The following is a 15,235-nucleotide window of genomic DNA, read 5'->3' as shown; positions in this document are numbered from 1 at the left end:
TTACATCTATTTAATGGTTAAATATATTCATATTAATCAGTTTGTTGTATTTTTATTAAACTTTATTATTTTACATAATCTCTATTTGGCGATACTATTACTTTTATTTTAATTGTACGACTATAATGACACTATGATAAAAGATTCACGCATAAACCCGACTAAAAGTTGGCAAATACTTAAAGATAGAATTCTGCAAATAACCGATGCTAGTACTGGTTCATATTCGACCGTAATTGAGGGGTTTTCATTTCATAGACATATTAATAATGATGATCCCAAACCTCATTTTTTTGAGCCTGTTGTTATTATTGTGGTACAAGGTGAAAAATTAGTTAAAATCGGCGTACAAGAATATCTTTATGGCCAAAATATCTGCTTTATTAGCGGAATAGATATACCTGTTACAAGCTGTGTAATGAAAGCAAGTAAAGATGCGCCTTATCTTGCTATGTCACTTAATTTGGATATTGGCCTTATTGCAAGCCTGGCATCTAAAACACCTATTTTGTCAACGCCGCTTAATACTTTGCCTAGAGGAGCAATGATACAAGCCGTGGAAGGCGATCTGCTTGATGCATTTTTACGTTTGATTGAACTCACCGAAAAGCCAGAGCAAATTCCAATTATGAAAGAATTATTATTACAAGAAATCCATTATCGTTTATTATCAAGTCCCTTTGGTCATACATTACGAGCTCTTAATACATTTGGTTCCCAAGGTAATCAAATTGCCAGAGTTATTGCATGGCTAAAAAATAATTATAAGCAACCATTACAAATAGAAGAACTGGCACAGCGCTCAAATATGGCAGCATCCACTTTTCATAAACATTTTAAAGACGTTACCAGCTTAAGCCCAATCCAGTACCTAAAACAGTTGCGACTTAGCGAGGCTCAGTACCTTATGCTATCAAAAGGGTATGATGTTACTCAAGCAGCGATGAATGTTGGATACGAAAGTGCAACGCAATTTATTCGCGAGTACAAACGATTATTTGGTGAACCACCACGAAAAAATATTACCAATATTATTAAAAAAAATGAATTTCATTCATTGGCATATTAATACATTCGAGTGATTAATTTTATCTTGCTAACCAAACTTGCACTTAGATATTGAATGTAGCTTAAATTTAGGCGTATTTTTATATTAAATACATAGGTTACGATAAGTTTTGAACGAGATTTTTATTAGTCAGTTAACCGTATAAATATTTATGGCGATGACAAGATTATTAGAGTTAAACACCTTACCATTAACATTTTAGAAACGGTAAGGTGTTATTGAAATTATTAATTAAATTTAGGGAGTTTATTTCTAGTTAAAGCTTGCCAAAATTGCCCTGTGGTTATTGATTTCCCTTTTAATCTAGCCTGATTTTCTTCTTTAGAATAGTATAAGTCTACACTAACGCCATCTTCAATCTCATCATTAGGATCATAATTAAAATCGATAATTGGCGAATTATTTAAGAATAAGCCAAATAGCATCACAACAGATTTAGTGACGCTTTGGATATCATTATCATCAGGCATGCTTTTTTGTGGATTACTGATTTGAGCCGCTAAGTAGGTAAGGGGCTTTAATGGTAAATTTACCTTAGCTTGAGCTAAGATAAGGTTATCTTCATCAAGCTGATCCCAAGGCATATTATCATTATCTGCAACATTTAATGTAAAACTAGCACTTAAGTTACCTTGTTGATTGTGCCATAATAATTTATCAAGCTTAACATACCAATTTCTTAACGCTTTATCATCGTTAGTCTCTGCCGATAAATCATAATTAAGCGGCAGGGTATAATTCGCTAATATCTCACCTTTACCTAAATCTTGCTGGCCCAAAAATAGATTATTAACCGATGAAGAGATATCTCCTGTTAAGCGTTTATTTTGCCGCGCTGCATTAATGTTTATCGCTAGTTGATTGACCTTGATACTGTCATTATTGTTAAGGTTTTCGTTATTCGAATTTACTCGGCCTATTAAGCCATTTTCGATGCTAACTTCAGTTTTAGCTTGATAACCTAAATCCGCATATTTAACAACGTTACCGGTTAAAACTAAATGGTTTATTTCTAAATAATCCATTTGGTTTTTTAACGTCAATTGATCGATCTGGCCTTGAATCACTAAATTATTTAACTGATTATCGATCGAGAGAAATAGGCTGTTTTTAGTTGCTTGTAAATTAGTACCAAGCTCTTCATTCGTATAATTTATTGGTTCGTTATTCGCTGTTAGTTTTATATTTTCACTATAATCAATACTTGAGTTGATGGTCATAAACGGTTTATTACCAGCAGCAAGCCATAGGCTCTCATTACTCTCTTTTGATGTTTGATAAATAAAAGCCCCCATTTTAGGCGAAAAATCACCAGACTTTATCTCGCTCCAAGGGAAAGGCCCATGGTAAATAGTGACTTTATCATTAAAAAGGGTGTTTTGATGATTTTCAAGATTAACGGTATTTACGGTTAAATTAAAAGAGGTCGAGAATATACCTTTATGATAGTCACTGTATTGAATATTGACATCAGGTAAACCTTTATATTGGTCAATTTGATTTGTTATTTGTGCTATTTTGGCATCAATATTATTTTCAATAATATTACCCGTGTACCAAGAAGCAAGTGTATATCCAGCCCCTAAAATGACAACAATACTTGTAGCAATAACTGTTTTCTTCATGATTTAATGTTCCTTATTTTGCTACTATTTAGCGCTATGTAAAGCAAATTGGCTAAGTAGTGTATTTATATAGTCGATACGTTGTTGTCTTTGTAATTCTGTTTTTAATAGTTTTAATCGATTTTGCCCATCTAGGCGATAACTTTTCGGATCTTTTTGTATTTCACCAATTAGGTAATCAACCGAAACTTGGTTATTGGCGCCAAATTCAATGTAACCACCTTTTTCGCCAAATTCAATTTTATTTATTCCTAATTGCTGAGCGGTAAACCTAATTTTAGTTACGTCTAATAAAAACTGCACGGGCTCTGGTAAACGCCCAAAACGGTCGATAATCTCAATTTTAATATCACTTAGCTCGTCAAGCTCTTCAATGCTTGCAATGCGCTTATAAAGTGATAAACGGCTATTAACATCTACAATAAAATCATCTGGAATGAGTGTTGGTAAACGCAGTTCAATTTCAACTTGTTGATTGCTTAATAGTGATTCTAATGACGGCTCTTTACCTTGTTTTAATGATTTGACGGCTTCATCAAGTAATTCCATATATAAATTAAAACCAATTGCTTCTATTTGACCGCTTTGATCGTCACCTAATAGCTCTCCAGCTCCTCGGATCTCTAAATCATGAGTTGCTAAGGCAAATCCTGCGCCTAAGTCTTCTAAAGACGCGATCGCTTCTAAGCGTTTTTTGGCATCTTTAGTTAATGCTTTTGGTGGCGGCGTTAATAAGTATGCATAAGCTTGATGATAAGAGCGCCCAACACGTCCTCTTAGCTGATGTAACTGCGCTAAGCCAAATTTATCGGCGCGCTCAATTATAATAGTATTAGCGTTTGGCACATCAATACCCGTTTCAATAATAGTTGTGCAAAGAAGTAGGTTATAACGTTGGTGGTGAAAGTCATTCATCACTCGTTCAAGTTCACGTTCATGCATTTGACCATGACCAATCGCTATGCGCGCTTCTGGGATGAGTTCTTGTAATTTTTCTCGTCTGCTTTCGATATCAGAAACATCATTATGCAGATAATAAACTTGCCCACCGCGTAAGATCTCACGCAAAATGGCTTCCCGGATCACATAATTGTCGTATTCACGAACGAAGGTTTTTACCGCTAAGCGCCTTGCCGGTGGCGTTGCAATAATCGATAGATCACGCATACCACTCATTGCCATATTGAGCGTTCTTGGGATCGGCGTTGCAGTTAAAGTTAAAATATCAACATTCGCTCGCATTGCTTTAATACGTTCTTTTTGCCTTACACCAAAGCGGTGCTCTTCATCGACAATGAGTAAACCTAAATCTCGCCATTTTACGTCAGTTTGTAAGAGTTTATGAGTACCTATAATGATATCTATTTTACCTTCTGCCAATTCGGTAAGTATTTTTTGTTGTTGTTTTGCGGTTTTAAAACGAGATAAAACCTCAATACGAATTGGCCAATTGGCAAACCTATCACAAAAATTCTCATAATGCTGCTGAGCAAGTAAGGTTGTTGGTACTAATAATGCAACTTGTTTGTGATTTATCACCGCTAAAAATGCAGCGCGGATTGCAACTTCAGTTTTACCAAAGCCAACATCACCACAAACTAAGCGATCCATTGCGATCGGCGCACACATATCACCAATTACAGCGCCAATTGCATTTAATTGGTCATCGGTTTCTTGATATGCAAAACCTTGACAAAATAACTCGTACTGCTCTCTATCTTGCTTAAATTCAAAGCCGGGCTTGGTTTCACGTTGAGCATAGATATCAAGCAGTTCAGCGGCAACGTCTCTAATTTTTTCAGCAGCTTTTTCTCGCGCTTTACTCCAAGTATCAGTACCTAGTTTATTTAGTGGCGCCGTTTCCTCATCACCGCCAGAATATCGACTAATTAAATTCAATGATGAAATAGGGACATACAATTTTGCGTCATTTGCATAAATAATAATTAAGTATTCAGCTGTTATGCCGCCCGTTTCAAGCGTTGTAAGTCCAGCGTAGCGTCCTACGCCATGCGCTAGATGCACAACTGGTTTACCCGGCGTTAACTCGGCTAAACTTCGAATTAAATTATCGGTATTAATCGCTTGTTTGGCTTCTTTTTTACGCCTGATAATACGGCGGCCGAGTAATTCATTTTCAGTAATTAAAGCAAAGTGATTATCAACATCAATAAATCCTTGCTCACTTGCGCCAACCATTAAATAAAACTGCGCAACTGTTGCATCAAGTTCGCTAACTGTTTCGATATATTTAGGATGAATTTTTATTCTACCCAGGATTTCTTGTAGCGCTTCACGGCGACCTTGTGATTCAACCGAAAAAATAATTTTATGATGATAATTTTCTAAAAATTGTTGAAAATGATGATAAGGATCTTTTTGTTGTATTTGGATCGCAAGCTCAGGTAACGGCTCATAACCTAAGTTTTGCGCTTTTTTATTATCTATTTTGTTACTGCTAATAACGATTCGAGGATAGTTTTTGAATTGAGCAAAGACTTCATCAACTTTTAGCCAAATTTCCTCTGGTTTAAGCAATGGCCGCATCGGGTCAACATTGCGGCTGTTATAGCGATTTTGTATATCTTGCCAATATTTTTCGGCAGATTGATGGATATGTTGAGTATTAATAAATAAGGTATTATTCGGTAAATATCCAAAAAGCGCTATCAGTGGCTCATTAAAAAAGAGCCGTTGCCAGTATTCAATGCCGGTTGGTAAAATATTTTTACTCACTTGCTGATAAATACTTTCAGCCTCAAGCCTAACTGCAAAATTTTCTCGCCATTGACTACGAAATAGCTCTATTGCCGCTTTATCAAATGGAAATTCATGAGCAGGTAATAATTGCACATTATCAATTTCATCTAAGGTTCGCTGCGTTTCAACATCAAAAAGCCGAATACTATCTATTTCATCATCAAAAAAATCGAGCCGGTAGGGCGCATTACTGCCCATTGGATAAATATCAAATAGTGCCCCACGAGTTGCATATTCCCCGTGCTCCATGACTTGACTAACATTACGATAACCGGCATTTTCAAGCTGTGATCTTAATCCTTCACGCGATATTTGTTGCCCTTTATGCATGATAAAAACATGACCACTTAAATATGAACTAGGGCAAACTTTTTGCATTAAGGTATTTACAGGAAGAATCAAAGCGCCTTTTTTAAAGGTTGGGAGCTTATAAAGGCACGATAATCGCTGCGAAATAATATCTTGATGAGGTGAAAAACTATCATAAGGTAATGTTTCCCAATCCGGAAACAAAATAGAGGGCATCGACGAATATTGCTTTAGTTCTTCATATAAACGGCTTGTTTGCTGCATGTCATCAGTGATAATAACAACAGGGCCTTGATGAAGTGATAATATTTTTGCGCAAAATAGCGAAATTGATGAGCCGATTAATTGACCAAACTCTTGGATTTCTCCCTGCGCGCTCGGTAGTGTAATATTAGGCATGTATAAATCTTAGTCGCACCATGATAAATTCAGTCCTTGATTATAGCTTAATTTGCACAATTAATAAATCAAGATATCATGATTGCAGTATTCTTGATATGATAATGGGCTATCATTATTATCATCATAATTTAAAACTATATAGTTAAAAATCAAGCGGTTAAATCAATTGGTTTTTAAAGAGAATTAAACATGTTTCATCCTTTGCCTATTTTTATTGGTTTTCGTTATGCCTATAGCCGAAAATCAGATAGTTTTGGTCGCTTTGTATCATGGCTATCTATGATTGGGATTATGCTGGGTTCTATTGGGCTAATTGTTATCATGTCGGTTATGAATGGTTTTGAAAATGAGATGCAAAAAAACATCTTACAATACCTTCCTCAAGCACAAATAACTTCGGATAATAATCGATTATTAACCTCACAATACCCGCTAACGGTAATACCAACGATTGCGCAAGTTGATAACGTCGTGCCGTTAGTCACGGCAGATGTGATTTTACAAAGTGCTAAAAATATAACAATTAGTACGATGATTGGCATTGATCCTAACGAGTGCGATCCGATCTCAAGTCGTGTTTATGGCGGCGATTATAGCTCGTTACAATCAGGTAAATATAATATTATCCTCGGTCGTAATTTAGCTGATTTATTAAACGTTGATATTGGCGATACGATTCGCTTAATGGTGCCAGAGGTTAGTCAAATTACACCAGTTGGTAAAATCCCAAGTCAGCGTATTTTTACTATTTCAGGGCTGTTCTCGACTAATCGAGATATAGAACAATCGATTATTTATCTCAATATTGATGATGCGGCCAAATTAATGCGCTACCCACAAAACACCATAACGAGTTGGCGTTTATACCTTAATAATCCATTAAACATTGATTCAATCGTGAAAACGAAACTGCCTGATGGGCTTCATTTTGATGATTGGCGTGAAAAACGTGGTGAGCTATTTCAGGCCATTAAAATGGAAAAAAATGTGATGGGACTCTTAATTAGCTTAATTGTTATTGTTGCTGCATTTAATATCATCACGTCATTAAGTTTGCTAGTTATGGAAAAACAAAATGAAATCGCAATTTTAAAAACTCAAGGCTTGACTCGTAAGGGCGTTATGATGATTTTTATTATACAAGGTGCCAGCTCAGGTATTATCGGTACGTTACTTGGCTGCCTCATCGGATTATTAATTAGTTATAATTTGAGTGAGATTATGTCGACACTAGGCTTAACTTTTTCGGGTATTCGTTTACCATCAGTTGTTGATACAAGCCAAGTTATAACGGTATTTATTGCCTTACTAATGTTATCGATTATATCAACGCTTTACCCTGCTTATCGAGCAGCAAATACTCAACCTGCACAGGCATTACGTTATGAATAATTATACTGAAATTGACACTAAAGCGCTTATTTCAACAACAAATTTATCAAAAAGCTATCAAGATGGTAAAGCGATAATTGAAGTGTTAAAAGATGTCAGCTTTTCAATTAATCCAAAGTCGATGACATCAATTATTGGTAGCTCTGGATCAGGAAAAAGCACACTCTTACATATACTTGGTGGACTTGATAAACCGACATCAGGTGAAGTTATATTTAAATCACAAGCATTAAATCGTTTATCTGAAGTGCAAAAAGCCGCACTACGTAATAAAGAGATTGGCTTTGTTTATCAATTTCATCATTTATTAGCTGATTTCTCGGCACTTGAAAATATTGCGATGCCACTATTGATAGCTGGAGTAAAAAGCAAAGAAGCCGAGCAAAGGGCATTTGAGATGCTTAAATCGGTAAACTTATCACATCGAGCTAAACACCGCCCCTCTGAGTTGTCAGGCGGTGAACGCCAGCGCATTGCAATAGGCCGAGCATTAATTAATCGTCCTTCAATTGTGATGGCAGATGAGCCAACGGGGAATTTAGACCAATCTACTGCTGAGACAATATTTGAGTTATTGATTGATTTAAATCAACAGCACGGCACCGCATTTTTAGTTGTTACACATGATCTAGCGTTAGCAAAAAAAATGGATCAGCAATACTCAATGTCCCAAGGGGCATTAACTTTACTTACAGGTGATTAAAACGCTATGTTATCACTTTTTCTAGCACGAAAATTTAGACAAGGACGAAGGCAAAGTGGCATGTTGTCTTTGATTTCTATTTTATCAACGTTAAGTATTGCTATCGGCATTGCCGCACTCATTATTGGTTTAAGTGCGATGAATGGTTTTGAGAAAGAATTAAAAAACCGAGTATTATCGGTTATTCCTCATGGCGAGCTTTACTCACCAAGTGGAACATTATCAAACTGGCGTGCATTACAAAATCAAATTCAGCGTGATCCGCATATCGTCTCATCGGCACCGTTTGTTAGTTTTACGGGTTTAATTGAAAATGCGAGTAAAATTAAAGCCGTTCAAGTACAAGGTATTAGCCTTTTGCAAGAGACGAAAATGAGCATTTTACCTAAATATATTTTAAATAATAAATGGCAATCATTTAAGGACAATAATAAACAAATTATTATTGGTATTGGCCTTGCAAACTCATTAGGTGCTAAAGAAGGGGATTGGGTAACCCTACTGATTCCAGTTAATGATGATGTGTCAGGGCAATTAAAGCAGCCTAAAAGAATTCGTTTATTAATTGCCGGAATTATGGATTTCAGCGGCACGTTAGGTAATGGTGTTGCCTTTATTCCACTAACGGATGCGCAGCAATATTTAAATATCGGTGACAACGTAACTGGAATTAAAGTTAATGTTGATAATATCTATAAGGCCAATTACATTATTCATAATATTGCGATAGATATAACCACGCCACTTTATGTCACTAGCTGGGAACAAAATTATGGCTATATGTATCATGATATCCAAATGATAAGGCAGATTATGTATCTTGCAATGATAGTTGTGATTGGCGTTGCATGCTTTAGCATTGTCTCAACGCTAGTTATTGCCGTTAAAGATAAACAGCGTGATATTGCCATTCTCAAAACATTAGGGGCAACAAATCAACTTATTAGTAAAACCTTTATTTTTTATGGTGTGATATCGGGATTTGTTGGCAGCATGATTGGTGTGTTACTGGGGATTGTTATTTCCTCACAACTGTCTAATATCATTAAGGTTATTGAATCTTTAATGGGTCATCAATTATTAAATAGCCATATTTACTTTATCGATTTTTTACCTTCTGAAATACATTTAACGGACATTATTATTGTATTTTGTACCGCAATGATATTAACTTTAGTTGCGAGTTACTATCCTGCTCGCCGCGCCTGTAAAGTCGATCCAGTCAAAATTTTAAATGGTTTTTAATATAATTAATCAGGCGCATTTACAGCGCCTAATTAACTTTATAATATGAGCCTTGACTTAGCTTATTTGATACTTAAAGCCAATACTAATTTGGCTTGAAATGGTAAGTTTACTGCACGAAAGCTAACAAATCATATTCAAATATCGCCTAAAAATCGCATTAGTTAAAAAGATTAATATCTATCGATTCAGCCATTGCTTTTAATCCGTTCGCATTGGGATGTAGCCCATCTCCAACATCAAATTCAGCTTTAATATATTGGGGCTTTTTATCATCACGAATGACAGCATCAAAATCAATGACCGCATCGCAGGTATTGCTCGTTCTTATCCATGTATTAATCGCTTGCCGTTTTTCTTCACCTTTTTCACTATAAAAATTTAAAAATTCCCCTTTAAATGGCGTTAATGTTGCACAATAGGTTTTTATTCCCTGATTTTTAGCTCGAGATATTAACTGTTTCCAGCCATTGATAATTTCGTCTGCGCTGACTTCTTGTTTTGTTAATCCATCAAAATTAGAATGCCCGATATCATTAATGCCTTGCATAATAACTAGCCAGCGAACATTTGGTACTGATAGTACATCTCTATCTAAGCGGGAAAGCGAACTTGGCCCATTTTGCCCAGAGGGTAGATCATTTAAGATCCGATTGCCGCTAATCCCCGCATTGACAATGCCAATATTATTAATATTAGCCTGCTTAAGCCTTTTTGCTAATACATCAGGCCAGCGTTGATTCATATCAACCCCAGAGGAATACCCATCCGTGATCGAATCACCTAACGTAACAATTGTTCCCCCATTTTGTTGATCGGTTGCAACTTCAACTCGAGAAAGGTAAAACCTCATCGTTGAAGTTGTGGCTGTTTGCGATAATTCTTCATTAGCCGTGGTGTTGCCATTTGAGTCAATCCAAGCCGTTTGCTCACCATTGGGATGAACAATACTTAATCCGGTTCTTTGTGGTAAATAAAGACTAATTGCCACATCATCTAATGCATTAACGTTGAAATCAATAGGATCTGAAAGTGCCGGCGCGCCGGGCGGTATGATGATATTTTTTTGACCGCCAAATAATACTTGTTTTAAGCTCTTACTATCAATGCTGCCGGGCTTTGCTCCTGGCCGAGCTATCGTTACAGCACCTATCATTAAAGGCTGGGTGCCGGTTTCATTTGAGAAACGTAACTGAATTTTTTCGCCGCCTTGGCTAAGTGTTACAAATTGCCTAATGGTATTTTGATTCATATCTTGGCCAACAGGGAAAACCGGACTTGCTCCCCATGAACCAATCCAATGACTTTGAGCCGCCTCGCTAAGAGGGATACTAACTGTAAAAACGAATGGAATTATTTGTTTTAAAAAGTTTTTTTTAGTTGAAGTGCGCATTGAATATTTCCTTAAAATAACAGCGATTATGAAGTTAAGACAAGTGTTAATATAAGATAAATTAGGTATAAAATAGGGCGCTTACTATATATTGGGCTTAATTCTACGGGGTGATAGTGAAATAGTTAATATACTTTTATGTGATTATTAGAACTTGGTCACATTATTAATAATAAGTGGTTACGTCTAAAAATAAGCTATAGTTTTTAAAGTTATTCATCGGGCAAGATAGTTAAATACGCGTATTTAACGTGACAAATGATGATAACATTTGATTAAGTTAGGTTAATTGCGACAGTAAAATATTAAATCAAAAAATCGCTTAATGATTTAGTTTGCGAATTTAAGGCAAGCTGTATTGGTTTTGGCATTCGACCTTGGCCAGTCCAAGTACGTAAATTACCTTCATTATCAATATATTTATATTTAGGGGGCCGAGGAGGGCGCATTTTTCGACGTTTTTTAAATGCCGGTAGATTGGCTTTTTTTAATAATTCAGTGACAGCAACACCATCATTTTTAATTTGCTGTAAGTAGGCATCGATTTTTTTGTTATGTTCAATTAGATTTTGTTTAGCTTCATCATCTTCTTGCTGGCGCTCATTGATGATTTGTTTCAATTTGGTTTGAATCAAATAGAGCTGTTCAAGCGGAATATTTCTGGTTTGAGCCTTAATACTTCGAATATTGTTAGATAAAAAAATCTTTTTTGCCATAATCATGTCAGCCTATCTTGAGCTCTAACTGCCAAGGTTTATTTTGTTGCCAATATTGCTGTTCTTGTTCTAAATCTAAACGAATCAATCGATTGGATTTAGCAAATGCTTTATCAATTGTTAGTGCTATTTTGTATGGATCATCATCTAAAACCGTGAGCTTAAATGCATTTGGATCTAAGGTATTTGAGCGTTGGTTATTGACTAAAACAGCCAATCGTAGAATTTGTAATAACGGATAAATTTGTTTGTTTTCAAATAAACTAAAATAAGGCAAGGTATCTAATTTAAAGCCTTTGCGGTGATATTTAACCAGTATTGATAATAAAAATTGTTGTTCCTCATTAAAACCTGGCATATTGCTATTGCGAATAATATAAGCAGAGTGTTTTTGGATCCCTGAAAAATTAATACTCAAGCCAATTTCATGCAGTAAGGCCGACCAATATAAGATCGATTCTAAAATTTTATCAATGATAACTGGTGAAAAATGTTGCCATTGCTTAAAAAAATGCTGGGCGGTTATCGCAACTTGATTTGCATGGGCCTCATCAACATTATATTGTTTAATGAGATTTTTGATTGTTTGCTGACAAATATCTTGGTGGATTTTATGATCGCCAACCATTTCATATAATAACCCTTCACGTAAAGCGCTTTGCGTATAATGAAGTTCTTGGATACCAAAGGCTTTAAAAACACCATAAAAAATGGCAAGTCCACTAACAAAAACATGTTTACGTTCTTTGGTTAATGATGGGTAATCAATATCTTTAAAATGCTTAAACTCAAGGACGTATGAAACAAGATCATCCAAACGTTTTGGCGTAATAATGCCATCGGTTACCCCAATATCAAGTAAGATGTTGTAGATACTTTTGATCGTGCCTGAAGATCCAAATGCCACAGAAATATTTTTACTTTTGACTAATTTAATTATTTTTTCAACTTGCTGCTCGGCTGCAAACCTCGCTCGCTCAAATGATTGGCGATCGATTGCTTGCAAAGGGAAAAACTGCTTTGCATAAGTAACACAGCCCATAGGCCTGCTTTCAACTAATATTGGCGTTGAATTTATGCCAATTGCAATTTCGGTCGACCCACCGCCAACATCGATGATAAATTTAACATCAGATTTAGCGACGAATTCATTATTTATGGCACCGATGTAGATAAGACGGGCTTCTTCTTGACCAGAAACAACTTCAATGGGATAGGGGAATACTTTTGCTGCTGCCCTTAAAAATTCATGTCTGTTTTTTGCAACTCGCAGCGTATAAGTACCAACGACTTTAACATGACTAACAGGAAAATCTTTCAAACGCTCTGCAAATAGCTCTAGGCAGCTAATTCCTCGTTTAATGCTACTTTTGCTAAGTTGATATTCATTATCTAAGCCAGTTGCTAGATGGATGTTTTTTTTATTTTTATAAATTACTTTTAAGGAATCATTGATCTTTTTAACCACCAGCATATAAAAGCTATTTGAGCCTAAATCAATAACGGCATATTCATTAAAATTATTATTTTTAGAGTGCACTGATTTGTGATCCTTTATCGTTTATTGATTTTCTAATTGATTTAGATATTCGTATATTGCACTTTGGGCTCTAACTTTTTTCTTATTACCCCGCTGAATATAGTTGTTTTGCAGATCTTTATCGATTATTCTTGCTTTTACGTTATCATTAACTTGGATCATGAAAATATCTTGAATGATCTTTTGTAACCTTGGGTCTAAAATTTTAACGCCGACTTCAACGCGGTAATCAATATTTCGAGGCATCCAATCTGCAGATGAAATATAGGTATCTTTTGCGCCATTATTTTCAAAAATATAGACTCGAGCATGTTCTAAAAAGCGGTCAACAATACTGGTAACTGTAATATTTTCACTTAAATTAGCCACTTGTGGAATCAATCCACACATACCTCTAACAATCATCCTAATTTTAACGCCTGCAGATGATGCTTCATAGAGCTTACTAATTAATTCTTTATCGGTTATTGCGTTAAGTTTTAAGTAAATGCCAGAGGCTTGACCTGCTTTTGCATGATCTATTTCCCGCTGTATTAATTCGATTAATCTTGTACGAGTATTTTGCGGAGAAACCAGTAAACAGTTAAATGACACGGGTTTAAATGGATTTTCAATAAAGTTAAATACTTTTTTTACTTCATCAGTAATTAGCGGATCTGCGGTTAATAACGAAAAGTCAGTATAAATTTTAGCTGTTTTTTCATTAAAATTACCAGAACCTATATGAGCATAACGAACGATACGATCTTGTTCTTTTCGCTCAATAAGGAACAGTTTGGCATGAATTTTTAATTTTGGCAGTGAATAGATAACTTTAACGCCTGAACTAATTAGTTTTTTAGCCCAACGAATATTGATCTCTTCATCAAAGCGCGCTTGTAACTCAACCACTACCGTCACTTTTTTACCGTTATTAGCGGCATTAATCGCCGCTTGAACAAAACGTGAGTCTTTAGCTACACGATAAATATTAATTCGAATATGCGTCACACTTGGATCAAAAGATGCTTGACGCATTATTTCAAGTACATGACTAAACGAGTAGTAAGGATAATAAAGTAAAATATCCCGATCTTTTATTGCATCAAATGCGTTTCTAAACTGTTTGAATCGATTATAAGTTAAGTTTGGTAATACTTTATTTAATAGGTTTTTAAAACCGATATTTGGAAACTCAATCAAATCTTTGAAGTTAGGGTAACGTCCACCTGGCATGGCATCATTTTCGGTCAGTTTTAGCTTTGCAAGCAAAAGATCAATTAGCGCTTTGGGCATGTTTTTTTGATACATAAATCGAACGGGCTGCGCAGTAAGGCGCTGTTTTAACCCTTGTGACATAAGTTCAAGTAAACTGTCTAATTCACTATTTAGTTCGTATTCAGCGTCTCGATTAATTTTAATTGAATACGCATTGAACTCTGTTGCATCAAAAAATATTTTAAATATATCCGATAAGCAATAACGCAAAATATTATCAAGGAAAATAATTGATTTATTTTTTGATACGGTATCTGAGGGTAACAAAACAAAGCGTGAGACTTTTTCTGTCGGTAACTCTAAAAGTGCATATTGAATTTCAGTATTATTGATGATTTCAACGGCTAAATAGGAATGATCATCTTTTAGAATTTGGATCAAATCAGTATGGCTATCAAGTAAAATAGGGGTGATATAGCGTTTTAGATTTTGTTTATAAAATCTTTTGATCCAATCTTCTTGGATTGATGTTAGCTGCCTTTCATTAATTAAGAATATTTGATTACGAGCCATTTCTAATAATAACTCATTGTAAAGCATGTCAAATTTTAACTCTGTCTGAACAACTTTTAGATGAACTTGACGTAAAATATGTTTTGCATTAGACGCATTACCTTGCTCTTGCTCAATAAGGACATCTTTTTTTAAGTTAGCAAATTGAACCTTATAAAACTCATCAAGATTATTGGAGTAAATACCTAAAAAACGCACACGTTCAATGAGGGGATTACTTTTATCAGCAGCTTCTTGCAGTACTCTTTCATTAAATGCAAGCCAACTAAGCTCTTTTTGAAAATATAAGTTGTCATTATTCATACGATGTT

The 15,235-nt window shown here is 35.3% G+C and carries 10 protein-coding genes; 4 read left to right on the top strand and 6 right to left on the bottom strand.

The genetic code is table 11. The annotated features are described in order from the left end of the window. Positions 1–133 precede the first annotated feature (133 nt). Positions 134–1,069 (top strand): AraC family transcriptional regulator, encoded by a 936-nt coding sequence (locus tag RHO14_07560; protein WVD70210.1) that lies wholly within the window; start codon positions 134–136, stop codon positions 1,067–1,069. A gap of 227 nt (positions 1,070–1,296) precedes the next feature. On the opposite strand, the gene RHO14_07555 is transcribed toward RHO14_07560, so the two are convergent. Both RHO14_07555 and mfd read right to left on the bottom strand, forming a co-directional pair. Beyond that, positions 1,297–2,694, bottom strand: a complete 1,398-nt coding sequence (locus RHO14_07555) for a DUF945 family protein (GenBank protein ID WVD70209.1) — start codon at positions 2,692–2,694, stop codon at positions 1,297–1,299. Between the two features lie 24 nt (positions 2,695–2,718). Next, on the bottom strand, positions 2,719–6,162 hold the full coding sequence (gene mfd / locus RHO14_07550; GenBank protein ID WVD70208.1) for a transcription-repair coupling factor: 3,444 nt from the start codon (positions 6,160–6,162) through the stop codon (positions 2,719–2,721). Between the two features lie 192 nt (positions 6,163–6,354). Here mfd and lolC point away from each other — a divergent pair, with 192 nt between their 5' ends. The 3 genes from lolC to lolE are packed head-to-tail and all read left to right on the top strand — an operon-like array spanning position 6,355 to position 9,505. After that, complete coding sequence (gene lolC / locus RHO14_07545; protein WVD70207.1) at positions 6,355–7,557, top strand: lipoprotein-releasing ABC transporter permease subunit LolC; 1,203 nt, start codon at positions 6,355–6,357, stop codon at positions 7,555–7,557. Next, a complete protein-coding gene (gene lolD, locus RHO14_07540; GenBank protein ID WVD70206.1) occupies positions 7,550–8,260 on the top strand; it encodes a lipoprotein-releasing ABC transporter ATP-binding protein LolD in 711 nt (236 codons plus the stop codon). Before lolC ends, lolD begins: the two co-directional genes overlap by 8 nt. Before the next feature lie 6 nt (positions 8,261–8,266). After that, positions 8,267–9,505 (top strand): lipoprotein-releasing ABC transporter permease subunit LolE, encoded by a 1,239-nt coding sequence (lolE, locus tag RHO14_07535; protein ID WVD70205.1) that lies wholly within the window; start codon positions 8,267–8,269, stop codon positions 9,503–9,505. 160 nt (positions 9,506–9,665) lie between these two features. Here the strand turns inward: lolE and RHO14_07530 are convergent, their stop codons facing one another. From RHO14_07530 to ppk1, 4 genes are all read right to left on the bottom strand, one after another. Then, positions 9,666–10,898 (bottom strand): SGNH/GDSL hydrolase family protein, encoded by a 1,233-nt coding sequence (locus tag RHO14_07530; GenBank protein ID WVD70204.1) that lies wholly within the window; start codon positions 10,896–10,898, stop codon positions 9,666–9,668. 305 nt (positions 10,899–11,203) lie between these two features. Next, on the bottom strand, positions 11,204–11,614 hold the full coding sequence (locus RHO14_07525; GenBank protein ID WVD70203.1) for an H-NS family nucleoid-associated regulatory protein: 411 nt from the start codon (positions 11,612–11,614) through the stop codon (positions 11,204–11,206). A gap of 7 nt (positions 11,615–11,621) precedes the next feature. Next, positions 11,622–13,154, bottom strand: coding sequence for an exopolyphosphatase (locus tag RHO14_07520; GenBank protein ID WVD70202.1), 1,533 nt, complete (start codon positions 13,152–13,154; stop codon positions 11,622–11,624). Positions 13,155–13,175: 21 nt separating this feature from the next. After that, on the bottom strand, positions 13,176–15,227 hold the full coding sequence (gene ppk1, locus RHO14_07515; protein WVD70201.1) for a polyphosphate kinase 1: 2,052 nt from the start codon (positions 15,225–15,227) through the stop codon (positions 13,176–13,178). Positions 15,228–15,235: the final 8 nt, after the last annotated feature.

The sequence above is a fragment of the Orbaceae bacterium lpD04 genome, from assembly GCA_036251935.1.
Lineage (GTDB): Bacteria > Pseudomonadota > Gammaproteobacteria > Enterobacterales > Orbaceae > Orbus > Orbus wheelerorum.
Note: the sequence above shows the minus strand (reverse complement) of the source record. Positions and strands in the feature narration are given on the sequence as shown.

Bases quoted from the DNA above. Each gene is read 5' to 3' on its own strand.
- RHO14_07560 (WVD70210.1), top strand. From the start codon at position 134: ATGATAAAAGATTCACGCATAAACCCGACTAAAAGTTGGCAAATACTT.
- RHO14_07555 (WVD70209.1), bottom strand. From the start codon at position 2,694: ATGAAGAAAACAGTTATTGCTACAAGTATTGTTGTCATTTTAGGGGCT.
- mfd (WVD70208.1), bottom strand. From the start codon at position 6,162: ATGCCTAATATTACACTACCGAGCGCGCAGGGAGAAATCCAAGAGTTT.
- lolC (WVD70207.1), top strand. From the start codon at position 6,355: ATGTTTCATCCTTTGCCTATTTTTATTGGTTTTCGTTATGCCTATAGC.
- lolD (WVD70206.1), top strand. From the start codon at position 7,550: ATGAATAATTATACTGAAATTGACACTAAAGCGCTTATTTCAACAACA.
- lolE (WVD70205.1), top strand. From the start codon at position 8,267: ATGTTATCACTTTTTCTAGCACGAAAATTTAGACAAGGACGAAGGCAA.
- RHO14_07530 (WVD70204.1), bottom strand. From the start codon at position 10,898: ATGCGCACTTCAACTAAAAAAAACTTTTTAAAACAAATAATTCCATTC.
- RHO14_07525 (WVD70203.1), bottom strand. From the start codon at position 11,614: ATGGCAAAAAAGATTTTTTTATCTAACAATATTCGAAGTATTAAGGCT.
- ppk1 (WVD70201.1), bottom strand. From the start codon at position 15,227: ATGAATAATGACAACTTATATTTTCAAAAAGAGCTTAGTTGGCTTGCA.